Here is a 23,434-nt window from a genome sequence, read left to right as displayed (position 1 = left end):
CCCGTCGAAGCGGCGGCGAGGGGCCCGGTGTGCTCGTGATCGACGAGCTGCCGTACTGGATGGCCCACTCGCCGGAGCTGCCCGGCCTGCTGCAGCTTCTCTACGACCGGTCCCAGACCGAGGAGGGTGCGCCCGGCGGCCGCGTCATCGTCTGCGGATCGGCCATGTCCGTGATGAACGAACTGCTGTCCGGGACGAAGGCACTGCGCGGGCGGGCAGCGATCGACCTTCGCCTGCACCCGTTCGACCTGAGCACGACGGCGCGGCACTGGGAGATCGGCGACCCGGCGGCGGCCCTGCGGGTGCACGCCATCCTCGGCGGCGCGCCGGGCTACCGCAATCTCGCCAATGTCGATCCGCCACAGAGCGCGGCCGAGGTGGACGTCTGGGCTCCGGCCACTGTGCTGGACCCGCGGCAGGCGTTGTTCTCCGGCAGCGAGGCGGAGTACCTCCTGCGGGAGGACCCCAAGTTCACCGGCAGCGCTCTGCACTACGCCATCATCAACGCGGTGGCGAACGGCGCCACCAGCCCCTCGAAGATCGGCGGGTTGCTGGAGCAGCAGCGCTCGTCACTGACACGTCCCCTGGAGGCGCTGACAAGCGCCGGCCACCTGCGTTACGACACCGACCCCCTGTGGGAACGGCGGCCGATGATCACTGTGGCCGACCCCGTCATCCGGTTCCACAACCTCATCACCGTGGCGCAGCGCGATCTCGTCGAGACCGGGCAGTCGGCGGAGGCCTGGCGCCGGTCCCGGCCCACGTTCGTCGCCCGCGTCCTGGGGCCGCACTTCGAGAGCTGCGCCAGATCCTGGCTCAGGGCGCGGGCCGATCCCGCCCTGCGGGGGCACGCCGGTCTGGTGACCTCGACCGTCGTGAACGACCGTAAGGGGCAGGCCAAACACGAGATCGACGTCGTCGCCCTCGACAAGCGGGCGGGGCGGGCCGAGATCGCCCTTGTGGGGGAGGCGAAGGCCACGCTGCTCCGCCGGAGCGTCGGGGACCTCGACCGGCTCGACCGGCTGAAGGCGCTGCTGGCCGAGCAGGGGCACGACGCTGGGAAGGCGCTGCTGGCGCTGTTCTCGATGGAGGGGTTCCAGCCGGACCTCGTGGACCTGGCGCGGCGCAGAGGAGACGTCCTGCTGGTCGATCTGGCCGCCGTCGCGGGCTGCGGTGACCCGGTTGTCGTGCCCGGCGTGACGGGCGGGGTGTAACAAAGGGGCCGTCCGGACCACTTCGTGGTGTCAGTGGAACGCATCCGAACGAAGGGGCTGGGCGGTGGCGGATGATGCGGACCGGTTCACCGGCATGTACGACGAATGCCGGCAACGCGTCTGGGCCTACGTGGTCAGCCGCGCGGGCCGGCAGGTGGCCGACGAGGTGGTGAGCGAGACGTTCGCGATCGCCTGGCGGCGGTTCGGCGACGTGCCGGAGCCGGCGTTGCCGTGGCTGCTCGGCGTGGCGAGGAACGTCCTGCGCGACAACGTACGGGCCGAGGCCCGCAGGGAGGCGCTGGCGGCCGAGCTGCGCTCCTGGGCCGAAGGGGACGTGGCCGAGCAGGTGACCGAGCGCCTGGGCGTGCTGCGGGCGCTGGCCGAGCTGTCCGACGACGACAGGGAGATCCTGCTGCTGGTGGCCTGGCAGGGGTTGTCGCCGAAGGAGGCGGCCCGGGTCGTGGGCTGCTCGTCGGCGGCCTTCCGGGTGCGCCTGCACCGGGCCCGAAAACGGCTGGAGCGTGCCGTCCAGCATCCCGCACCAGCGCCCCTGCCCCCCCGTACGGAACCTCAGTCAGGAGTGGTCATGAACCCGATCGACGAGCTCAGGGCCGCCCGGCCCGCCCATCTCGGCGACCGTCCGGTGGACGAGCGCACGCGGGCGGCCGAGCTGGCGTACGCGATGTCCCGGCCGCGCCAGGGGGAGCGGCGGCGACGCCCGGCCTTCCGCCCCGCGTGGGGGCTGGCGCTGGCCGGGGGAGCGGCGGCGGCCGTCACGGCGGCGGCGGTCGTCCTGCCGGGCGGCGGCGCGACCCCACCGCCGCGGGCGCCCGCCGTCGCGGAGACGGGGCACTCGCCGGCCGTCACGGAGAACGGGACCGCCGTGACGCGGAAGACGCACCTGTCGGCGCGGGAGGTGCTGCTCGCCGCCGCCGCGAACGCCGGCCGGCAGGCCGAGGCCACGGGCGACTGGTGGCACACCGCCACCGTGAGCCGCACCCTGTTCGCCGTGGCCGGCGGCGGCTACCGGGTCGAGTCGCGCAGCCGCGACGAGATGTGGACACCCCGGGCGCCGGGGGGCGAGCAGTGGAGCCGCGGCCGGTCACTCGGCGCCGCGCCCGCCACCGAGGCGGACCGTCAGGCGTGGGAGGCGGCCGGGTCGCCGGCCGAGTTCGAGATCAAGATGCCGGGCAAGCGGGGGTCGCTCTCGATGCCGGCCGCTCCGGGGAAGGTCAGGGCCGACCACAGTCCGCTCGTGGACGGGGACAAGGTGTTCTGGCTGGGCCGCAACGTCACGATGAAGGACCTGCGCGGGCTGCCGGACGAGCCGGAGGCGCTGCGCGCGTGGCTGCTGCGCTCGTACGAGGGGCACGACACCGAGTCGGCCGGCGTGCCGATGGCCTCGGACGTGTGGCTGTTCAAGGTCAGCGCCGGGCTGATCAACGACATGCCGGTGACGCCGCAGGTGCGCGGCGCGGCGTTCCGGATGCTGGCCGGGCTGGACACGGTCGAGGTCACCGAGGACGTCACGGACGCCGAGGGCCGCACCGGCACCGCCGTCTCGATCGAGGAACGGGTGAAGGGCGGCGCGGTGCTGCGCAACCGGCTGGTCTTCGACGAGGCGACCGGCCGCGGGCTCGCCAACGAGAACGTCGTGGTCGAGCCCGGCGGGCTCCAGGCGGGTCTGGAGCCCGGCTCGGTGTTCAGCTCGGTCGCCGTGCTTGAGGCGGGCTGGACGGACACCGCGCCGCGCCGCTGACCCTCACCCCCAGGCGATGAGGAACGTCCGCACGGCCGACTCGGCCAGCTCGCGCAGCTCGGCGTCCTCCAGGTCGCGGGTGCCGAGCCGGGTCCTGGCCTCCAGGGGCCCGAGCAGCAGGGACGTGAACTGCTCGGCGGCCAGGTCGGGATCGGCGGCGCGCAGCCGGCCGGCGAGCGTGAGCCTGGCCAGCCGGTCGGCGAGCGCCTGGTTGAGCCGGTCGGGGCCGTACTGGTCGGTGATCTCCAGCAGGTCGGGGAAGTGGGTGATCTCGGCGTAGAGGAGGCGGCGCAGCGCGCACCAGCGCCCGCCGGCGTGCAGGCGCAGCAGTGCGTGGCCGACGTCCGTCAGCACGGCGGCGAGGTCGTCCCCCGGCTGCGCCAGCGGCTCCAGCGCGGCCAGCCGCTCCTCCAGCGCCGTGCGGGCGCTCGCCTTCATCGCGTGCCTGAACAGCGTGGCCTTGTCGGTCAGGTGGTTGTAGACCGTCGGCTTGGCCACGCCCGCCTCGGCGGCGATCTCCTGGACGCAGGCCTGCGCGTAGCCCTGGCGGGCGAACACCGTGAACGCCCCCTCCAGGATCGCCTGCCGCTTGTCGATCCGGCCCCGCGTGGTGCTGCCCATAGCGCTGATTGTACTGCCCGGTTCAACTCAATGGACCGGGCTGTTGCATGCATACGCATTAGATCACTATGTTGAACCCATGAGTTCAAATTCTGCCGACCGCCTGGACGGCCGGCTGCTCGCCCTGATCGGCGTCGTGCTGCTCGGCGGCCTGCTGGGCATCCTCAACAGCACGATGGCCGCCGTCGCCACCGGCACTTTCGCGCGGATCTTCGGTACGTCGCTCAGCACGGTCGGCTGGACGTCCACCGGATTCCTGCTGGCGGTGACCGCGACGATCCCGTTCGCGACCTGGGCCGTCGACCGGTTCGGCGGGCGGAGGCTGTGGCTGGCCGGGCTGGCGCTGTTCGCGGCCGGCTCGCTCGGGGCCGGGCTGGCCTGGGACGTCGGCGCGCTGATCGCCTTCCGCGTGCTCCAGGGGTTCGGCGCCGGGCTGCTCGACCCGCTCGTGCTGATCCTGCTGGCCCGCGCCGCCGGACCGCACCGGGCCGGGCGGGTTATGGGGCTGATGGGCGTGGTCCTGTCCCTCGGTCCCGTCCTGGGGCCGATCGCGGGCGGAGTGGTGCTGGACGGGCTGTCGTGGCGGTGGATGTTCCTGCTCAGCGTGCTGCTGGCAGCGGTCGCGTACGTGCTGGCGCGGCGGGTGCTCCCCGCCGACGATGCTCAGTCGGGTGCGGCGGCGGGGCGGCTCGACGTGCTCGGGCTGGCGCTGCTCGCCCCGGGCTTCGCGGCGGTCGTGCTGGCGCTGTCGCAGACCGCCGAGCAGGGCGGCTTCGCGGCCTGGCAGGCGCTGCTGCCGCTCGCGCTCGGGGCCGCGCTGCTGCTCGGCTACGGGCTGCACGCCCGGCGGACGGCCGCGCCGCTGATCGAGTTGCGGTTGTTCGCCGGGCGGGGGTTCAGCGCGAGCGTCGCGATCATGGGGATCGGCGGTCTCGGCCTGTACGCCGCGCTGTTCGCCCTGCCGTTGTACTACCAGCAGGCCCACGGCCACGGCGTGCTCGCCGCCGGGCTGCTCATGACCCCGATCGGGCTCGGCGGCTCGCTCGCCATGCCGCTGGCCGGGCGGCTGTCCGACCGGATCGGCGCGCGCGGCCTGGCCACGGCCGGCGCGATTGGGGCCATGCTCAGCGCGTTCGCCCTCACCCAGGTCGGAGCGGACACTCCCGAGGTGTGGCCGGTGCTCGCGGCCTTCACGTTCGGCCTCGGGAGCGGCTGCTTCAGCGCGCCGACGATGGGCTCCCTCTACCGGACGCTGCCCGCGCCGCTCGTGGCGCAGGGCAGCTCCGTGCTCTACATGCTCAACCAGCTCGGCGCGGCCCTCGGCGTCGCCCTCGTCACGCTCGTCCTGCAGACCGCCGGCGACGCGATGACCGGCTTCCACCGCGTCGCCTGGCTCTCCGTCGTCATGATCGCACTCGTCCTGGCCGCCGTCCCGCTCCTGCCCGGCCGCCCTTCCGCCGTCCCCGCCGACGGTCAGCTCGTGTAGCCGCGCGCCGCGTAGTCGTAGGCGTCGTTGAAGCGGACGTACGCCTTCTTGCCGACCAGCGGCTCGAACGGGTCGGGCTGGAACTTCTTCTTGTTCTTCAGGAAGTAGTTGTCGTCAGGGCAGGTGCCGCGCGCCCAGAACGACGAGACCCGGTCCCGCCAGGGCTTCGTGAACTCGAACTTCTTGCAGTTCTTGGCCGAGGCGCGCCACGCCCCCATGGCGCCGCGCCAGTACTGGTGCTCGTACACGCAGTAGTAGCCCTTCGGGCAGGCCTTGACGGTCGCGCCGAGCACCACGCGCACGTCGCCGCCGTTCCAGACGATCTCGTTGCTGCTCACCCGCGTCCCGCCGGGCAGCGCGGCCATGTACGCGTCGACCGTGGCGCTGTCGGCGGTGGCCGCCTGGGCGGGCAGCGCGCCGAAAACGATGATCGCGGCGCCGGCGGCGACGCCGGCCGTCCTGAGTGCCGTGGCGAGGTGGCGGCGGTTCTTGTTCATGTCGGATCCTCTCGGCGTGGTGGACGAGAGGAACGTAGGCAGCCGGCTGTTGAGCCGGTGTTGAGTCCCTGTTGACCGCGGCTAATTCGGTTGCGGCGGGTATGGGATGTCTGGCCTGATAGATCGCGTTCCATGTTGGACCTGCGAGAGGAGGCGACACGATGACGTACCACGAGGTGACCGGGACCAAGCATCCGCTCAGGATGTGGGCGGAGCCAGAGGCCGTCGATCCCCAGGCGATGCAGCAGCTACGCAACGTCGCGAACCTCCCCTGGGTCCACGGTGTCGCCGTCATGCCCGACGTCCACCACGGCAAGGGCGCGACCGTCGGGTCGGTCATCGCCATGCGCGAGGCCGTCTCCCCGGCCGCCGTCGGCGTGGACATCGGCTGCGGGATGAGCGCGGTCAAGACCTCGTACAAGGCGTCGCGGCTCCCGGACAACCTCCCCTACCTGCGCGGGAAGCTGGAGCAGGCGGTGCCGGTCGGCTTCGCGCACCACAAGCGCCCGGTCGACCCCGGCAAGATCTTCGGGATGCGTACGGCCGGCTGGGCCGAGTTCTGGAAGAGCTTCGACGACCTCGCCCCGGCGGTGCGAGCCCGCCGCGAGCGGGCCGAGGCGCAGATGGGCACCCTCGGCGGCGGCAACCACTTCCTGGAGATCTGCGCCGACGACGAGGGCACCGTCTGGGTCGTCCTCCACTCCGGCTCCCGCAACATCGGCAAGGAGCTGGCCGAGCACCACATCGGCGTCGCCCGCGGCCTGTCGCACAACCAGGACCTGGTGGACCGCGACCTCGCGGTCTTCCTCGGCGGCACGCCGGAGATGGACGCCTACCGCCGCGACCTCTACTGGGCCCAGGACTACGCCCGCCGCAACCGGGCGCTCATGATGGGCCTGGTCTGCGACGTCCTCCGCCGCCACCTGCCCGGCATCACCTTCGACCAGCCGATCTCCTGCCACCACAACTACGTGGCGGAGGAGCGCTACGAGGGCGCGGACGTGCTCGTCACCCGCAAGGGCGCGATCCGGGCCGGCGCGGGCGACCTCGGCATCATCCCGGGCTCGATGGCCACCGGGACGTACATCGTCAAGGGACTGGGGAACGGGCTGGCGTACAACTCAGCCTCGCACGGGGCCGGCCGGAAGATGAGCAGGAACAAGGCGAAGAAGACGTTCACCCTGAAGGACCTGCAGGAGCAGACGTTCGGGGTGGAGTGCAGGAAGGACGCGGGGGTGCTGGACGAGATCCCGGGGGCTTACAAGGACCTGGAGTCGGTGATGGCGGCCCAGACCGACCTGGTCCAGGTCGTCGCCCACCTGCGCCAGCTCATCTGCATCAAGGGCTGACCCGGGCCGTCCTTCGTTTGAGAGAGCGCTCCCTCTAGGGGGTGGGCCGGTCGAGGGTCGCACCGCTGATGCGTGCGCGGTTTTCGGAAGGGTTAACCAGAACCTTGACAGCGGTCAAGTGGGCGAGCAGTCTTCGTGTCAAGGGAGCGCTCTCTCGAAGCGATCGCCGCCCACCCCCCAAGGGAGCCGCCATGCGTGTCACGCGACTGCTCGCCCTCCTGTCCGTGCTGCTCGCCACGTTCGCCGTCGCCCCGCGGCCGGCGGACGCGCAGGTCGTCCGGGTCGCGGAGTTCCTCGCCGACTGCCCGTTCAGCCATCGGCTGCCGGACGATCCGATCGTCTTCCCCGGGCTGCCCGGGGCCTCGCACATGCACAGCTTCTTCGGCAGCCGGGTCACCAACGCCTACACCACGCTCGCCGACCTGCAGAACGGCGGGACCAACTGCAACCCGGCCGTGGACAAGTCGTCGTACTGGGTGCCGACCTTCTACCGGGACGGAGCGCCGGTCGAGCCGGCCATCATCACGTTCTACTACCTGGGGGAGGGCGTCCGGGACGACATCGTCGCGCAGACGCAGCCCCTCCCGCTGGGGCTGCGGATCGTCGCCGGGAACGCCAAGGCGACCGGGCCGGGGGACGGGTCGTCCATCGCGCGGTGGTCGTGCCTGCACGCCGGGCAGGTGCCGCCGTCCAAGGACTTCGTGACGTGCCCGAGTGGGACGATGCTGGAGTCGTACCTGGACTTCCCGCAGTGCTGGAACGGGCGGGACCTCGACTCCGCCGACCACAAGAGCCACATGGCGTACCCGGTGGCGGGGGCGTGCCCGAGCACGCATCCGGTGCCGGTGCCGAAGTTGCGGCAGGTCATCCGCTATCCGGTCAGTGGCGACCCGTCGCACTTCCGGCTGGCTTCCGGCGGCGGGTACACGATGCACGGCGACTTCTTCAACGCCTGGCCGCAGGCGGAGATGGAGCGCCGGGTGCGTGACTGCATCCGTCCGGTCGTGAAGTGCGGCGCGGACGGGCGGCCGGTCTAGGTGCCGTGTTCCTCATGGTGAGGGCGTGGGTGTCGGTGGTGTGCGTGCTGTCGCTGCTGCTGGTCGGTGGCTGCGGCGCCACAGCCGGTACGGTGGCGAGCTCCGGCTCACCCTTCAACGCCACCGACCTCGCCTGGTTGCAGCTCGCCGAGGCGCTGCACACGCGGGCGTTGCCGATGCTCGCGCTCGCACCCGGCCGTTCCGCCGCTCCCGCGCTCGTGGAGCTGGCGGAACGGCTGGCGAAGGAGCACGAGGAGGGGCGGGAGCGGCTGCGGGCGCTGCTCGTGCGAACCGGAGCGGGTTCGGTGGAGAATCCGCATGCCGGGCATGACATGCCTGGTATGCCGACCGCCGACGATCTGAAGGCGCTGCGGGGGCTACGGGGTAAAGGGTTCGACCGGCGGTTCGTCCCGCTGGTGCGGGCGTACCTCGATCAGCTCGTGCTGGTCGCCGAGGGGGAGCGGCGTTCGGGGGCGTCCGAGGAGGTGCGGGGGCTGGCCACCACGATGGCCCGCGCGCACGAGGCCGAGCTGGCCCGGCTGGCCGCTGCGGGGTGAGAGGGGGTCACTCCGACCAGGCGGTGGTGGTGTCGAGGCGGTGGAGCCACAGTTTCTCGCCGTCGCCGCCCGGCTCCCATCGCGCGCAGAAGTCCAGCAGCGCCCGGCAGCGTGCCACCATGGCCGCCTGCCGCTCCGTCCAGTCGGGGACGAGCCCGTCGTAGGCGGCGAAGAAGTGCTCCAGCAGGGGCACGTGCTCGGGGTGGTGGCTGCGGATGATCCACTCGCACCAGGCGAGGTCCTCGACCGGCCGGCCCGGGTGCGCCCACTCCCAGTCGAGGATCGCGGTGGTGCGGAAGGTGGCCGGGTCGAAGAGCATGTTCTGGGGGCCGTAGTCGCCGTGCACGATCCCCAGGCGGTGGATGCCGCCGAGGATCCGGCCGCACTCGGTGAGCACCTCGACGGCGTGGCCGTCGTCCAGGAGGTCCTGGCCGTGCTCGCCGGAGACGAAGCGGGTGGTCAGGCTGTCGGCGGTGATCTTGTGAACGCGCGGGACCGGGATGCGGCCGCGCAGGCGGCGCAGGTATCTGCTCTCCGTGCTCAGCCTGAACGCCGCCTCGGGGCCCTGGTAGCACTTCACGACCAGGGCGCCGTCGCCGAATGTGCTGTTGGTGTACCCGTGCTTCACAAGGGACGATTCTGGCGTACCCGGACCCCTCCCGGGACCCGCGCCACGCTACCTCGCCCGGCTCCGATACACGATGTAAGGACGGAACAAATACCCCACAGGGGCGGAAAGTGCGTGGACCAAGCGGCTGAACGGGAAGAGTACGACCAGTCCCATCCCCACGACCGTGTGCAGTTTGTAAAGACCGTTCGCCCCACCCATCGCGGTCGTGTCGGGACGGAACGTGAGCACCCCGCGAAACCACGGCGCGACCGTCGTCCGGTAGCTCTCCTCGCTCGGCGCGTACCCCGCGACCGTCGTCACCACGCCGGTGACGATCGCCGCCGCGAGCACCACGTACATCGTTTTGTCGTTGGCCGTCGTCGCGAGGAACACCGGCCCCCGCGTACGCCGCCGGTAGATCAGCAGGACCAGCCCCACGAGCGTGGCCACCCCGGCGATCCCGCCCCAGACCAGGGCGTTCGCGTGATAGGTGGCGTTGCTCACGCCGATCGCGTCGGTCCAGGTCAGCGGGATGAGCAGGCCGGTGACGTGGCCGATGATCACGAAGATCAGCGCGTAGTGGAACAGCGGGCTCGCCACCCGGAGCAGCCGCCGCTCGTAGAGCTGGGAGGAGCGGGTGGTCCAGCCGAACTGGTCGTAGCGGTAGCGCCAGATCAGCCCGCCGATGAAGATCACCGCGGTGACGTAGGGCGCCACGATCCAGAGCAGGCTCTCGCCCCCGTTCATGTCTGCCTCCCGACGCTCTCGGCCGGCGGCCCGCCGGCCGCCAGCCGCCGCACCTCCGCCCGCTGCTCCGCGGTCGCGGGCGGCAGCGTGCCGCACACGGCCCCGACCACCAGCGCGTACGGCGACCCGCGCCGCTCCAGCGCCGCCCGCAGCAGCTCCAGCCCCACCCGGTGCTCCCGCAGCACCTCCGCCCCCGTCGCGTCGAGCGCGGCGAACTCCAGCACCACCGGCAGGAAGTCGGGCAGCTCGTCCTCCATCAGCTCCCACCCGGCGGCCCGGTAGCGGCGCTTCAGCGCGGCCAGCGACGCGCCCCGGCGGCGGGTGTCGCCGTCGGCGTAGTAGGTCAGGTAGCCGTGGCCGAGGTCGACGCGCTCCTGCCGCAGCACCTCGCGCACGGTCCTGGCGGTGGTGCGGGCGACCAGGCGGGTGGCCCCGGCGACCACGTACACCTTGCGCCGGGTGTAGACGGTCAGCGCCATCCCGGACAGCGGCACGGCCTCGTCGGGGGGCGCGGAGACCTGGCCGGCGGCGGCGGGGATGGCCAGCTCGGCGAGGGCGCCGGCCACGTCGGTGCTGGTGACCAGATGCTCGCTGGTGCGGCCGTCGAGCGTCAGCTTGATGGGGCGGGCGCGGCGCACCTCGATCGTGGCCCCGTCGGCGAGCGGCTGCTGGGCGGGCGGGCGCACCACGTCGCCGTAGCCGAGTGCCACGCCGGCGTCGCCGAGCGCGTCACGTACGGACGCGGCGAAGCTCCGGACCGCCGTCCGCTTGCCGTCCACGACCACGACCACGTCCTTGGCCATGGCCGAGGTGACCGCGATCGCCGCCACCACCGCGCCGCCCGCCAGGCACACAACGAACGTCCAGGGGGAGCGCCACGGGATCGGCGGGCGCGGCTTGCGCCTTCTGCCACGCACGTACCACCTCCGGTCACGCGCCACCTCCGCCTACTCGACGGAGAGTGACCGCCCGAACGCTAACGGTGGCGCCGCGCCGGTCTCCACCACTTCACCGAAAAATGGTCACCAGTCGCCGAAGACCTTGACTCCGTTGGCGTTGACGGCCGCGCAGAGGTCGGCGAGCGGGACTCCCTTGACCTCGGCCAGGCAGCGGAGGGTGAGCGGGATGAGGTAGGGGGCGTTGGGCTTGCCCCGGTGCGGGACCGGCGGCAGGTAGGGCGCGTCGGTCTCGACCAGCACGAGCTCCAGCGGCGCGGCGGCGGCGGCCGCGCGCAGGTGGTCGGCGTTCTTGTACGTCACCGGCCCGGAAAAAGACATGAAATATCCGGCGTCGGCGCACTTTTTCGCCATCTCGGCGTCACCGGAGTAGCTGTGGAAGACCACCTTGTCCGGCGCGCCCTCCTCCGCCAGCACCCTGAGCACGTCGTCGTGCGCGTTGCGATCGTGGATCACCAGGGCCTTGCCGGTGCGCTTGGCGATCTCGATGTGCGCGCGGAAGCTCGCGTGCTGGTCGTCCTTGCTGGCCCAGTCGCGGAAGTAGTCGAGCCCGGTCTCCCCCACGGCCCGCACCTCGGGCCGCCCGGCCAGCGCCTCGATCTCGGCCAGCGCCTCGGGCGTCGCGGCGTGCGCCTCGTTGGGGTGGATGGCGACGCCCGCGACGACGTCCTCGTGCTCGGCGGCCGTCCGGGCGCACCAGCGGGAGGAGGCGAGGTCGTAGCCGATCGTGACGAGCCGGGTGACGCCGACGGACCGGGCGTCCTCCAGAATGCTCCGCACGCTCGCCGAGGCCGCCTGCGCGGCCTGGGCGACGGGATCTCCGGAGGACGCCTGCCGGGTGCCCACCATGACGTCGAGATGGCAGTGGCTGTCGAAGACGGGCTCCGGCAGCGGCTCGGGCGGGGCGGGAAGCTTGCTCACGCCTCCTAAACTAGTGCGCCCCGCACGGTCAGCCCTCCAGCCGGGCCAGCTCCTCGTCCACGACCTTGGGGTCGAGCTTCTTGAACAGCGGCACCGGCGCGGTGAGCGGCGTGCCCGGCTTGATCGGGCGGTGCTCCCAGCGGGCCGCGCCGTCGTAGTCGCCGGTGATGACCGGGTAGGGGCGGCCGCCGTCCTCGTCGACCTCGCGGATCTCCGGCATGCCGGCCCAGACGCCCTCGCCGCCCAGCATGGCGTGGACCTTGTTGGAGGAGGACGGCAGGAACGGCGTGAGCATGGTCTTGGCGTCGTCGACGACCTGGAGCGCGACGTGCAGGATCGACTTCTGCCGCTCCGGGTCGTCCTTGAGCTTCCACGGCTCCTGCTCGGCGAGGTAGCGGTTGGCCTCGCGGACGACGTCGAACGCCTCGGTGATGGCGTTCTTGAAGCGGGACCTGTTGAGCTCCTGGCCCACCGGCCCGAACGCGCCCCGCGAGCGCTCCAGCAGCGCCCGGTCGGCGTCGGTCAGGTCGCCCGGCTCGGGGACGGCCCCGAAGTTTTTGGCCGCCATCGAGATGGACCGGTTGACCAGGTTGCCCCAGGCCGCGACCAGCTCGCCGTTGTTGCGGTTGACGAACTCCTGCCAGGTGAAGTCGGTGTCCTGGTTTTCCGGGCCGGCCACGGCGATGTAGTAGCGCAGCGCGTCGGCGTCGTAGCGCGCCAGGAAGTCGCGCACGTAGATGACGACCTGCCGGGAGGAGGAGAACTTGCGGCCCTCCATCGTCAGGAACTCGCTGGAGACCACCTCGGACGGCACGTCGAGCGCGCCCAGCGAGCCGGGCCGGCCGTCTCGGGCGCCCTGGCCGTTGTAGCCGAACAGCATCGCCGGCCAGATCTCGGCGTGGAAGACGATGTTGTCCTTGCCCATGAAGTAGTAGCCGCGGGCGTCGGGGTTCTGCCACCACTGGCGCCAGGCGTCGGGGTCGCCGGAGCGGCGGGCCCACTCGACGGAGGCCGACAGGTAGCCGATCACCGCGTCGAACCACACGTAGAGGCGCTTGTTGGGCTGGTCGCGCCAGCCGTCCAGCGGGATGGGCACGCCCCAGTCGAGGTCGCGGCTGATGGCCCGCGGCTGCAGGTCGCCGAGCAGGTTGAGGGCGAACTTCAGCACGTTGGGCCGCCACTCGCCCTGCTTGGACTGCAGGTAGCCGCCGAGCACCTCGGCGAAGGCGGGCAGGTCGAGCATGAAGTGCTCGGTCTCGACGAAGACCGGCGTCTCGCCGTTGATGCGGCTCTTGGGGTTGACGAGCTGGATCGGGTCGAGCTGGTTGCCGCAGTTGTCGCACTGGTCGCCGCGTGCCCCGTCGTAGCCGCAGATGGGGCAGGTGCCCTCGATGTAGCGGTCGGGCAGGGTGCGGCCGGTCGAGGGCGAGATGGCGCCCATCGTGGTCTTCGGGAAGATGTAGCCGTTGGCGTGCAGGCCCTTGAAGATCTCCTGCGTGATCGCGTAGTGGTTGTTGGTGGTGGTCCTGGTGAACAGGTCGTAGGACAGGCCGAGGCCGGTCAGGTCCTCGGCGATGACGCGGTTGTAGCGGTCGGCCAGCTCCCTGGCGGTGACGCCTTCCTTGTCGGCCTGCACCTGGATGGGCGTGCCGTGCTCGTCGGTGCCTGACACCATCAGCACCTTGTTGCCCGCCATCCGCTGGTAGCGGCTGAAGACGTCGGACGGCACGCCGAACCCGGAGACGTGCCCGATGTGGCGGGGGCCGTTCGCGTACGGCCACGCGACGGCGGTCAAGATGTGCTGGGACATGTTCCTAAGCCTACGGCGATCCCCGTCCGGCTCGGACCCGTTCCCCCGTCACAGCGCGACGCGCCGGGGCGGCCCGCCCCGGCGCGTCGTACGGCAAAAGAAAACTAGGCCGGGCTTTCCTCGCGGGTGACCGCTTGGGCGGCCTCCTCTGCCACGGCGGCGACGTGGTCGACCGGCGTCTCACGGGTGCGGCGGATGCCGAGGATGCTGACGAACAGCGCGGCGAAGATCGTCTGGAAGCTCATGATCAACGCGGTGGCGGACGGCACGACCAGGCGCAGCGACTCGCGCGGGTCGAGCTCGCCGAAGCTGCGCACCTGCCAGTGGACCAGCGACATGACCAGGCCGACCACACCGGCGAGCGCCAGCAGACCGCCGACCACGAGGCCCTTCTCCAGGGTCACGATGTCGATGATCCTGCGGATGCGCCGCGACTCGGGCAGGAAGCCCTCCTCGGCCGCGTAGACCTTCGTGAACAGCGCGAACAGCGCCGCCTGGAAGCCGATGACCACCAGCGCCGACGATCCGACCAGGGTGTCGACGTCGAAGGCCAGCTCGCCGATCTCGACAGGACCGAACGTCAGCAGAGTGCCCGCCACCAGACCGATGATCATCATCGCGACGCCGGGGTAGAAGAACAGCCACTTGGGGCTGTAGAGCAGCAGGAAGCGCAGGTGACGCCAGCCGTCGCGCCAGGAGCGCAGGTGCGGCGGGCGGGAGCGGCCGTCGGGCGAGAGCGTCGTCGGCACCTCGCGCACGTCGAGCCCGGACAGCGTGGCCCGCACCACCATCTCGGAGGCGAACTCCATGCCGCCTGTCTGCAGGTGCAGCTTCAGGATCGAGTCGCGGCGGAAACCGCGCAGGCCGCAGTGGAAGTCGCCGATGGCGGACGGGAAGAACAGCCGCCCGATGAACGACAGCACCGGGTTGCCGAGGTAGCGGTGGAGCGGTGGCATGGCTCCGGGGGCGATGCCGCCCTTGAACCGGTTGCCCATGACCAGATCGGCGCCGTCACGGAGCTGCTCCACGAACGGCAACAAGGCCGTGAAGTCGTAGGAGTCGTCAGCGTCGCCCATGATGACGAATTTGCCGCGGGCTGCCCTGATGCCGCCCATGAGGGCGTTGCCATAACCCTTGGCGTCGACGTGCACCACCCGCGCGCCGGCATCGCGGGCAAGCTGTTGCGAGCCGTCCGTGCTGCCGTTGTCGGCGATCAGCACCTCGCCCTCGATGCCGTGCTCCTCCATGCACGCCAGGGCTTTGCGCACACAGACTTCCACGGTCTCCGCCTCGTTGAGGCAGGGCATGACCACCGTCAGTTCCACGTGTCTACCCTTCAAGATAAGACTCATCCAGTGGACCATCATGCACTCTGCCCGAGCATGCTCGGGTCAAGTCCGAGAAACGACTGGCATTCTTTACAGCATGGTGAGCGTCGCGGAGATTACTCCTGTGAACCACTCCGCTCCAGGCCGGGCAGCGCGCCTGCTGTCCTTCGTGCGTCGGCATCGGGTGTTCGCCGCGGCTTTCGGCGTCGGCGCCGTGCTGCGGCTCATCACCATGCTCGGCTACGGGCCGGCGATGTGGTTCAACGACTCCTACGAGTACGTCTCGGTGGCGCTGCACCCGCGCCCGCACCCGATCAGGCCCGACGGCTACAGCTTCTGGCTGATGCTGCTCAAACCGTTCCACAGCTTCGCGTTGGTCACGTTCGCGCAGCATCTGATGGGGCTGGCCACGGCCTGCCTGATCTACGCCCTGCTGCGCATCAAGTTCCGGCTGCCGAAGTGGGGGGCGACGCTGGCCGCCGCGCCCGTGCTGTTCGACGCCTACCAGATCCAGCTCGAACAGCTCGTCATGTCCGACACGCAGTTCACGCTGCTCGTGGTGGGCGTCATCACGCTGGTGCTGTGGAAGCGGCGGCTGACGTGGCAGGCCGGGGCGGTGATCGGGTTCCTGCTCGCGCTGACCTGGCTGACGCGCTCGATCGGGCTGCCGATCCTGGCGCTGGTCGTGCTCTACCTGCTGGTCAAGCGGACGGGCTGGCGGCCGATCACGGCGCTGGTCACCGCGTGCGCGATCCCGGTGCTGGCTTACATGGGGTGGTTCGCCTCCGCGTACGGCAAGTTCGCGATGACCAACAGCGACGGCCTCATCCTCTACATGCGCACGGCGATCTTCGCCGACTGCGAGAAGATGACCTTCGACAAGTACAAAGAGGTCCAGCTCCTGCTGCTGTGCATCAACGACCCGGTCGACCAGCGCAAGGACTACGCGCAGTGGTACCTCTGGGGCCAGGGCAACGGCGACGGCCAGGGCACGGGCGAGGTCCTGCACCGCTGGGGCGTCAACAAGAAGTGGAGCGAGATCACCAACGACGCGGCCAGCGCCTTCGCCACCCGGGCGATCCTGTCGCAGCCGGGCGACTACCTCAAGGTCGTGGCGCGCGACTTCTTCCGCTCCTTCCACTGGTCGCGCCCGCGTTTCCCCGACGAGTCGACCTACAACATGTACCAGTTCAAGCCGTACGTCGAGCTCGACGAGAACGGCCAGCCGAAGCGGCTGCCGAAGTGGTCGTCGTACGCGGGCGGACGCACCGACACCGACGCCTTCAGCTACGAGCAGGGCCCGCCGGAGACCAGGATCACGCACCCGTGGGCCGACATCATGGCCGGCTACCAGAAGGTGTTCTACCTGCCCGGCATCGTGCTCGGCGGCGTCCTGCTGGTCGGCCTGTACGGCGTGGTGGTGCGCTGGCGCACGTTCGGCGGCCCGGTGGTGCTGCCGTGGCTGGGCGCGGTGGGCCTGCTGCTGGCCCCGGCGGCGACGGCGGAGTTCGACTACCGCTACGTCCTGCCGGCCGTCCCGCTGGCCTGCGTCGCGGCGGCGATCACGCTGCGCAAGGGCGTCACTTGGGGGCGGAGGTCACCCAGGAACGCATCAGCATCCGAGCCCACCACTCTGCGTGTGTGATCGTCTCGGCGGTCAGCACCGGTTGGAGCCACCAGAAGTTGATGAGCACGACGAGCGCGAACGCCCCGGCGACGGCGGCTCCGACGGCCCGCCGCGCGGGCGGCGCGTCCTCCCTGCCGAGCACGAGCCCGGCGGCCAGCGTGGCCGCCAGCACCATGAACGGCACCACGGGCAGCATGTAGAACAGGTACATCGTGCGGTCGTCGGCGATGGCGTAGTAGAACCACGGCAGCCAGCCGGCCGCCACGGCGAGCAGCACGGCGCCGGCCCGCCAGTCGCGGACGGCGGCATACCTGACGACCATGGCGAGGACGGCGAGGATGGCGCCGTACCAGAGCGCCGGGGTGCCGACGCCGAGCACGGCCTGCGAGCAGGCGCTCGCGCCGCAGGCCGACGGCGGCAGGCCGGCCGGATAGTGGAACGAGACCGGCCGTAACAGCAGCGGCCACGACCACGGCTCCGACATGTACGGGTGATAGTCGTCCAGCCCGCTGTGGAAGCCGAGCACCTGGCTCTGGTAGCCGAGCCAGGACCGTAACGAGGCCACGACGAAGTGGACCGGCCCGGCGGAGGTGGCCCCCTCCCAGTCGCGCCCCCAGCCGAGCGGGGACGCGAACCACCCGGTCCAGCTCGCCAGGAACACCACGGCGGGCAGCAGCCCCATCGCGGCCAGTCCTCCGGGCAGGTCGTACGTCAGCGTCCCCCGGTAGGCCCGCCGCGCCCCCGTCGCCCGCCTGGCCCCGGCGTCCCACACCAGCGACAGCACCGCGAACGCGATGAGGAAGAAGATCCCCGACCATTTGACCGCGCAGGCCGCCCCCAGGCAGGCCCCGGCCGCGAGCCGCCACGGCCGCGCGCCGAGCCGGGGGCCGACCTCGCCGAGCGGCCCGCGCTCGGCGTGGCCGGCCAGCAGCCCCCGCGTACGGTCACGGTCCACGACCAGGCAGGCGAACCCGGCGAGCACCCAGAAGGTGAGGAAGACGTCCAGCAGCGCCGTACGGGAGAAGACCAAGTGGAGGCCGTCGAGCGCGAGCAGCAGCCCGGCGAGGCAGCCGAGCAGGGTGGAGCGGGTCATCCGGCGCGCGAGCCTGGCGAGCACCAGGATCGACAGCGTGCCGGCCAGCGCCGCGGCGAACCGCCAGCCGAAGGGGTTCATCCCGAACAGCCACTCGCCGGCGGCGATCATCCACTTGCCGAGCGGCGGGTGGGCGACGAACGAGGCGCAGTCGGCCGGCTCGCCGCACTGGCGGAAGATGTCGAGGTTCCCCGCGATGATCCTGCGGTCGGCGACGGGGTTCTTGGCGTCGCCCAGCGTGGCCCGCTCGACCCCGAACCTGAGCAGCGAGTACGCGTCCTTCATGTAGTACGTCTCGTCGAAGACGACCGCGTGCGGCACGCCGAGCCGGACGAAGCGGAGCACTCCGCCGAAGACGGCGACGAGGAGCGGGCCGAGCCATCCCACGAGGGGGGAGCCCTGCATCGGCGGGACCAGCCGTTGCCGCGAGACACCCCAATTGCTCACGAAGCGCACTATAGGCGCTTGTGAACCAGGTCATACAGCTCGCGCTTCTGGACGCCCGCCTCCTTCGCGACCTCGGCGACGGCGAGCTTGCGCTGCGCGCCCTCGGCGACCCTGCGCTCGACCTCCGCGACCAGCTCGTCCGGGTCCGGCTCGACCGCGCCCGGCACGTGCCCGGCCACCACGACGGTGATCTCGCCCTTCACACCGCCCGCCGCCCACTCGGCCAGCTCGCCGAGCCCGCCGCGGCGGACCTCCTCGTAGGTCTTGGTCAGCTCGCGGCACACGGCGGCCGGCCGCTCGGCGCCGAACGCCTCCGCCATCGCCTTCAGCGACTCCGCCAGCCGGTGCGGCGCCTCGAAGAAGACCATCGTGCGCTCCTCGCGGGCCAGCGCGCCGAGACGGCGGGAACGCTCGCCGGACTTGCGCGGCGGGAAACCCTCGAAGCAGAACCGGTCGCTCGGCAGCCCGGACACGGCCAGGGCGGTCGTGACGGCGCTCGGCCCCGGCAGCGCGGTGACCGTGATGCCGGCCTCGACGGCGAGGCTGGTCAGGCGGTAGCCGGGATCGGAGACGCCGGGCATGCCGGCGTCGGTGATGACGACGACCGTGCGGCCCTCCTTCAGGCTCTCCAGCAGCTCCTGGGCCCGGCCGGCCTCGTTCTGGTCGTAGTAGGAGACCACCCGGCCGGTGATCTCCACCTCCAGCTCGGCCGCCAGCCGGCGCAGCCGCCGGGTGTCCTCGGCCGCCACGACGTCGGCCTCGCCGAGCAGGTCACGCAGCCGGGGCGAGACGTCGCCCGCCCTGCCGATGGGAGCTCCGGCCAGCACCAGCCTGCCTTCTTCAGTCACTCGACCATTGTGGCAGGGCATCCGTATTAGACCGTGTTTCTACGTACCTACCGGCTTGGGCCCCGTACGATGTCCGAATGGCGGTGACCGATTCCCCGTATCAGGCCTTCGACGAGCGGGAGGCCGGCGAGAGCCTTCCCGCGACGCGGTCCGTGCGCGATCGGATGATCCCTCCCATGCGCGGCAGCGTCATGTGGGGGTGGATCGGCCCGCTGCTGGTCACCCTCTTCGGCGGCATCCTGCGTTTCTGGGACCTCGCGCATCCCAAGGGCGTGGTGTTCGACGAGACCTATTACATGAAGGACGCCTTCTCGCTCATCACCTGGGGGGTCGAGCGGGTCGCGGTCAAGGACGCCGACAAGGCGATCCTGGCCGGGCGGACCGACATCTGGGAGAGCTGCGCCCCCGACGCGCTCGACAAGTGCGCCTCCTACGTCGTGCACCCGCCGCTCGGCAAGTGGATGATCGGCGCCGGCGAGTGGCTGTTCGGGCTCACGCCGTTCGGCTGGCGGTTCGCCGCGGCGCTGGTCGGCACGCTGTCGATCCTGGTGCTCGCCCGGGTGGCGCGGCGAATGACCCGCTCGACGCTGCTCGGCTGCTTCGCCGGGCTGCTGCTGGCGCTGGACGGCCTGCACTACGTGCTGTCGCGCACGGCGCTGCTCGACATCTTCCTCATGTTCTGGGTGCTCGCCGCGTTCGCCTGCCTGGTGGTCGACCGCGACCAGGCGCGGGAGCGGCTGGTCGCCTGGTACGAGAGCTCGCCGCTGTCCCCGTACGGGCCGCGGCTCGGCGCCCGGCCGTGGCGGCTCGCGGCCGGGGTGTGCCTGGCCTTCGCGATGTCGGTCAAGTGGTCGGGGATCTTCTTCCTGGCCGCGTTCGCGGTGCTGTCGCTGCTGTGGGACTTCGGGGCGCGGCGGGCGCTGGGGCTGCGGCAGCCGTACGTGGGGGCGTTCAACAAGGACGTGCCGCAGGGGATCCTGTCCTTCGCGGTGGTGCCGTTCGTGACCTACATGCTGACCTGGACCGGCTGGTTCGCCTCGGCCAACGGCTACGGGCGCAACTGGGCGCAGGCCACCTCGGCGGGCAATCCGCTGTTCTTCCTGTTCGACTCGATGCGCTCGTGGATCAAGTACCAGTGGCAGGTGTTCACCTTCCACAGCGGGCTGGAGAGCACGCACCCCTACATGTCGGAGCCGTGGTCGTGGCCGCTGCTGCTGCGCCCGGTCGCCTTCTGGTACGAGGGACGGCAGAACACCTGCGGCGTCAAGGACTGCTCGGAGGCGGTGCTCGGCGTCGGCACGCCGGTGATCTGGTTCGGCGCGCTGGCCGCGCTGGTGGCGCTCATCGCCTTCTACGTCTCCAGCCGGGACTGGCGGGCCGGGGCGGTGCTGCTGGCCTACGCGATGGGCTGGCTGCCGTGGTTCTACTTCGCCATCGCCGACAACCGGACGATGTTCCTGTTCTACGCGATCCCGATGGTGCCGTTCATGGTGCTGGCCATCACGCTCTGCGCCGGGCTGCTCATCGGCCCCGCCCGGCCGACCGCCACCGGCGCGACGCCGGTGCGCCGTACCGTGGGGGCCGCCGTCGTGGGGGCCTTCGCCCTGCTAGCGTTGATCAACTTCTGGTGGTTGCACCCGATTCTGTCCGCTGAGCTGCTGCCGTACACCGAGTGGAAGGCCCGTATGTTGTTCGAGAACCGATGGATCTGATCCGCTTACAGTCCGGTCAATAGCGCTTTTTTAGGGTAGTCACTGTGCAAGACCCAATACGCACCGGATTCGGCCATCGTCAGGCCAGGGGTCGATACGGCAAACTTCGAGGCATGAGTGCACCGGATGTCACCGCCCTGCTCGCCGAGTTGGAGCGCTCTGAGCCGGAGATCGCCGAGGAGGCCAGGACCGCCGTCGAATGGCTGACCGGCGGTGAGCCGCTGGAGAGCGTGACTCAGCTCGACGTTTGCGAGTTCCTCTGGTACACGTTGCCGCTCAAGGTGGGGCCGCTGCGCGCGGACGGCGACCACGAGCGGCTGGCCCGCTCGCTCGGCCGGCTGCTCCAGCTGGGCGGCTTGGAACGATACGCGGCGCTGTGCGTGTCGCCTACGACGGCCCAGATCCTGCGTACGTACGCGCGGGAGGGCGAGGACGCCGGCACCAGCGCCTACCAGAAGGCGCTCGAGTCCACGGGCGTGCTCCCGCCCGACGTGCCGGAGCTGCAGTGGAGCATGATCATGGGGCCGGAGGAGCTGGGCGCCCACCTCGCCTGCTCGGCCGCTCTAGAGCTGGCCATCCTGGCCGGCGAGCAGGTCGACCGGGTCGCGCTCACCCGCCGCTGGCTCACCGAGGCGCGGGCCGACCTGGGCGGCGACAGCTGGCTCAACCGGGTGCACGGCGAGCGGCTCAACCGCTGGGTGCTCGGACGCGGCCCGGCCCGGCGGGAGCTGGCCCAGCCGTTCGAGGTGCGCCTGCACGCGCCCGTGTCACCGCAGCCGCTGCCCGCGCTGCACAAGCTGCTCTCGCTGGCCGCGAGGGAGGGGACGCTGCCCCTGCGGCTCGCCCCGTCGCCGGCGGCGCTGCGCCTGCGGGAGCTGGCCGAGCGCGAGCTGGGCGCGATCCGGCGCGACGGCGCGCGCCTGGTCATCACCGACCACGGCCGGCGGTTGCTGGCCTCGCCCGAGGTCATGTGGACGGCGGTGACCCGGCTGCTGCTGGCCAAGGGCGATCACGAGTTCGAGGTGTCGGCCAGGGAGGCGGCGCTCATGCTGCTGGCCGACGGCACCCTGATGTCCCCCGCCAAGCTGCACGAGCGGGTGGCCGAGGTCGTCGGCGGCGAGGGGTGGCATCCGGCCACGGGCGTCGAGAACGTCGCCGGCCCGGTGAGCGACCTGGTCGCCCAGCTCACCGCGCTCGGCCTGGCCTACAGCGACGAGCTGGTGGTGCGCATGGACCGGCCCGGCCAGCTCGCCGCCCTGGCCGCGCTGCGGGCCCACGCCCTGCGCCCGCGCAAGTACGTCAGCTCGGGCCGCCCCGGCCTGACCCCTTAGAAACGCGACGAGCGCCCACCCTCTGGGAGGGCGGGCGCTCGACGCGATTGTGTACCGGTGTGCAGGTCGCCTCTCGGCGAAAGGCACAACACGGCTCCAGCCGAACGGTATTCCGTGAAGGCGATAGGTGAGGCCCGGGGACACTGGACACACCGGCCACGATCTATGTAACCACACCCACCCCCCATCCATTCCCCACCCGCGCCCACATTTTTCGCCAGGAGCCCGGGCCGGCTAGCCGCTCGTGAGCGCGCCGTGCAGGAACAGGTCCACCAGCTCGGCGGTGGTGAGCGCGCCGGGATGGCGGCCGGCCGACAGGACCAGCATCTGGAACGCGAGGGCGAGCCGGTCCGGGGGCAGCTTGAGCGCGTCGCGCTCCGGCTCGAACAGGCCCGCCAGCACCTCCTGGTGCGCGGCCATCGAGGCCTGCCGGGCGTCGGCGCCCCGGCGCAGGTGCTCCTCCCGGCTCTCGCCCTCCCTCGCGGCGGGGGCGGTCGGGTCGCCGCGCCGCAGTCCACCGGAGGCCGCCAGGGCCCCGGCGACGGCGCCCATCCTGGACAGATAGCCACGCATGGCCTCGGCCGCCTCGATCAGGCGCTCGGCGAGCGGCAGCTCCAGCGAGACGGACTCGATGTGGGCGAGGGTGTCGTCGGGGCGCAGCGCCTCGGCCATGCAGGCGTCGAGCAGGGCGTCCTTGTCGCCGAAGGCGCGGAAGACGGTGCCCTCGCCGATGCCGGCCGCGCGGGCGACCTGCGCGGTGGTGACGGAGGTGCCGTACTCCACGACGAGGGGGAGCGCGGCGCGGACGATCATCTCGCGGCGCTGCTCGGGGGTCATCGCCGGCGCTCGTCGCCGGCCTGTCTCGTTTGTCATGTCTTCGACAGTACGGAGTGAGGGCTCACTCCGTCAATAGGGAGTGAGAACTCACTCCGTGACCGGTCGCAGGCCTCCGGACAAGCCACCGGCCGGGAGCGCGATGCGCTCCCGGCCGGATTCATCCGACGGCACTCATGGCCGAAGGATGGGGAAGTGAATCGCTAGGCCCTGATGAGGGCGTAGTGCTTGACCCCGCCGACCTTCCTCGTGTCGCAGTAGTACCCGGGACCCGCGGCATTGGCGTCGGCGTTGCACCTCTGACCGCCCGAGGTGGTGAACGGGTAGAGCTTGACGAGCGCCGGCGTCGCGGAGGCGGGCGCCGGCGCGAGAATCAGGGCCAGGGAAGTAGCGGCGATGGCGGTCGACATTCCCAGAGATATGCGCTTCAGGGCGGTATTCATGCGCCAATCCTTTCGAGGTAGGAGCCGGTCCGGAATCAGTGACGCGCGACGTGCCTTCCGGTGGCTCTGTCCGTGGAACTGTGGTCGATCGTAGGAATCGGGTGCCTGATTTCCGCCTGTTTTCCGCACAGGGCAGGGGCCGGCGGCGTCGATCTTGTCGCGCCGCCGGCACTACACTCGTGCGGTGTCGGGGGGCCGGGGGGAGCG

At 71.2% G+C, this 23,434-nt stretch carries 21 protein-coding genes; 9 read left to right on the top strand and 12 right to left on the bottom strand.

Annotated features, from left to right (window positions below; translation table 11 throughout):
- The first annotated feature begins 29 nt into the window (after positions 1–29).
- Positions 30–1,214, top strand: a complete 1,185-nt coding sequence (locus BMW85_RS26700) for an ATP-binding protein (RefSeq protein ID WP_245775084.1) — start codon at positions 30–32, stop codon at positions 1,212–1,214.
- Between the two features lie 64 nt (positions 1,215–1,278).
- Positions 1,279–2,973 carry a CU044_5270 family protein gene (locus BMW85_RS49750; protein ID WP_177240901.1) on the top strand — a complete coding sequence of 565 codons (1,695 nt, stop codon included), beginning with the start codon at positions 1,279–1,281 and terminating at the stop codon, positions 2,971–2,973.
- A 3-nt stretch (positions 2,974–2,976) separates the two neighbouring features.
- Here BMW85_RS49750 and BMW85_RS26690 read toward each other — a convergent pair whose 3' ends face one another.
- Positions 2,977–3,594 carry a TetR/AcrR family transcriptional regulator gene (locus tag BMW85_RS26690; RefSeq protein WP_091086571.1) on the bottom strand — a complete coding sequence of 206 codons (618 nt, stop codon included), beginning with the start codon at positions 3,592–3,594 and terminating at the stop codon, positions 2,977–2,979.
- A gap of 79 nt (positions 3,595–3,673) precedes the next feature.
- Here BMW85_RS26690 and BMW85_RS26685 point away from each other — a divergent pair, with 79 nt between their 5' ends.
- Positions 3,674–5,080: a DHA2 family efflux MFS transporter permease subunit gene (locus BMW85_RS26685; RefSeq protein WP_091086568.1), complete on the top strand. Its 1,407-nt coding sequence runs from the start codon at positions 3,674–3,676 to the stop codon at positions 5,078–5,080.
- Here BMW85_RS26685 and BMW85_RS26680 read toward each other — a convergent pair.
- Entirely contained in the window at positions 5,068–5,577 is a 510-nt protein-coding gene (locus BMW85_RS26680; RefSeq protein WP_091086566.1) for a peptidase inhibitor family I36 protein, read from the bottom strand. The two genes, BMW85_RS26685 and BMW85_RS26680, sit on opposite strands and share 13 nt — an antisense overlap.
- A gap of 161 nt (positions 5,578–5,738) precedes the next feature.
- On the opposite strand from BMW85_RS26680, the gene BMW85_RS26675 reads away from it, so the two are divergent.
- The 3 genes from BMW85_RS26675 to BMW85_RS26665 all read left to right on the top strand — a co-directional run bounded on the left by BMW85_RS26675 (position 5,739) and on the right by BMW85_RS26665 (position 8,520).
- A complete protein-coding gene (locus BMW85_RS26675) occupies positions 5,739–6,926 on the top strand; it encodes an RtcB family protein (RefSeq protein ID WP_091086564.1) in 1,188 nt (395 codons plus the stop codon).
- Between the two features lie 191 nt (positions 6,927–7,117).
- Positions 7,118–7,963, top strand: coding sequence for a DUF1996 domain-containing protein (locus BMW85_RS26670; RefSeq protein ID WP_091086561.1), 846 nt, complete (start codon positions 7,118–7,120; stop codon positions 7,961–7,963).
- Between the two features lie 14 nt (positions 7,964–7,977).
- On the top strand, positions 7,978–8,520 hold the full coding sequence (locus tag BMW85_RS26665; protein WP_143082414.1) for a DUF305 domain-containing protein: 543 nt from the start codon (positions 7,978–7,980) through the stop codon (positions 8,518–8,520).
- A 7-nt stretch (positions 8,521–8,527) separates the two neighbouring features.
- Here the strand turns inward: BMW85_RS26665 and BMW85_RS26660 are convergent, their stop codons facing one another.
- The 6 genes from BMW85_RS26660 to BMW85_RS26635 form a co-directional block, all read right to left on the bottom strand.
- Positions 8,528–9,148, bottom strand: coding sequence for a phosphotransferase (locus BMW85_RS26660; protein WP_091086555.1), 621 nt, complete (start codon positions 9,146–9,148; stop codon positions 8,528–8,530).
- Between the two features lie 48 nt (positions 9,149–9,196).
- On the bottom strand, positions 9,197–9,877 hold the full coding sequence (gene narI / locus BMW85_RS26655) for a respiratory nitrate reductase subunit gamma (protein WP_091086553.1): 681 nt from the start codon (positions 9,875–9,877) through the stop codon (positions 9,197–9,199).
- Positions 9,874–10,794 carry a nitrate reductase molybdenum cofactor assembly chaperone gene (narJ, locus tag BMW85_RS26650; protein WP_143082413.1) on the bottom strand — a complete coding sequence of 307 codons (921 nt, stop codon included), beginning with the start codon at positions 10,792–10,794 and terminating at the stop codon, positions 9,874–9,876. Before narJ ends, narI begins: the two co-directional genes overlap by 4 nt.
- Positions 10,795–10,899: 105 nt before the next feature.
- Positions 10,900–11,754 carry a TatD family hydrolase gene (locus BMW85_RS26645; protein WP_091086548.1) on the bottom strand — a complete coding sequence of 285 codons (855 nt, stop codon included), beginning with the start codon at positions 11,752–11,754 and terminating at the stop codon, positions 10,900–10,902.
- Between the two features lie 28 nt (positions 11,755–11,782).
- The gene (metG, locus tag BMW85_RS26640) at positions 11,783–13,564 is read right to left on the bottom strand and encodes a methionine--tRNA ligase (RefSeq protein ID WP_091086546.1); all 1,782 of its coding nucleotides are present in this window, start codon (positions 13,562–13,564) and stop codon (positions 11,783–11,785) included.
- 104 nt (positions 13,565–13,668) lie between these two features.
- On the bottom strand, positions 13,669–14,889 hold the full coding sequence (locus tag BMW85_RS26635) for a glycosyltransferase family 2 protein (protein ID WP_177240900.1): 1,221 nt from the start codon (positions 14,887–14,889) through the stop codon (positions 13,669–13,671).
- 172 nt (positions 14,890–15,061) lie between these two features.
- On the opposite strand from BMW85_RS26635, the gene BMW85_RS26630 reads away from it, so the two are divergent.
- Complete coding sequence (locus BMW85_RS26630; RefSeq protein WP_245775083.1) at positions 15,062–16,537, top strand: hypothetical protein; 1,476 nt, start codon at positions 15,062–15,064, stop codon at positions 16,535–16,537.
- Here the strand turns inward: BMW85_RS26630 and BMW85_RS26625 are convergent.
- Positions 16,473–18,017 (bottom strand): dolichyl-phosphate-mannose--protein mannosyltransferase, encoded by a 1,545-nt coding sequence (locus BMW85_RS26625; protein WP_091087085.1) that lies wholly within the window; start codon positions 18,015–18,017, stop codon positions 16,473–16,475. The genes BMW85_RS26630 and BMW85_RS26625 overlap by 65 nt on opposite strands.
- Positions 18,018–18,067: 50 nt before the next feature.
- Positions 18,068–18,907, bottom strand: a complete 840-nt coding sequence (gene rsmI / locus BMW85_RS26620) for a 16S rRNA (cytidine(1402)-2'-O)-methyltransferase (RefSeq protein WP_245775082.1) — start codon at positions 18,905–18,907, stop codon at positions 18,068–18,070.
- 77 nt (positions 18,908–18,984) lie between these two features.
- On the opposite strand from rsmI, the gene BMW85_RS26615 reads away from it, so the two are divergent.
- Together BMW85_RS26615 and BMW85_RS26610 are read left to right on the top strand one after the other, a co-directional pair.
- Positions 18,985–20,619 carry a dolichyl-phosphate-mannose--protein mannosyltransferase gene (locus tag BMW85_RS26615; RefSeq protein WP_091086540.1) on the top strand — a complete coding sequence of 545 codons (1,635 nt, stop codon included), beginning with the start codon at positions 18,985–18,987 and terminating at the stop codon, positions 20,617–20,619.
- Between the two features lie 113 nt (positions 20,620–20,732).
- Complete coding sequence (locus tag BMW85_RS26610) at positions 20,733–21,950, top strand: hypothetical protein (protein WP_177240899.1); 1,218 nt, start codon at positions 20,733–20,735, stop codon at positions 21,948–21,950.
- 234 nt (positions 21,951–22,184) lie between these two features.
- Here BMW85_RS26610 and BMW85_RS26605 read toward each other — a convergent pair whose 3' ends face one another.
- Positions 22,185–22,823 carry a TetR/AcrR family transcriptional regulator gene (locus tag BMW85_RS26605; protein ID WP_245775081.1) on the bottom strand — a complete coding sequence of 213 codons (639 nt, stop codon included), beginning with the start codon at positions 22,821–22,823 and terminating at the stop codon, positions 22,185–22,187.
- Positions 22,824–22,987: 164 nt separating this feature from the next.
- A complete protein-coding gene (locus BMW85_RS26600) occupies positions 22,988–23,227 on the bottom strand; it encodes a hypothetical protein (protein ID WP_091086534.1) in 240 nt (79 codons plus the stop codon).
- Between the last annotated feature and the right edge of the window lie 207 nt (positions 23,228–23,434).

The organism is Nonomuraea wenchangensis (assembly GCF_900111685.1).
In the GTDB taxonomy this organism is placed as follows: domain Bacteria; phylum Actinomycetota; class Actinomycetes; order Streptosporangiales; family Streptosporangiaceae; genus Nonomuraea; species Nonomuraea wenchangensis.
This window is presented reverse-complemented; position numbering and strand designations above follow the sequence as displayed.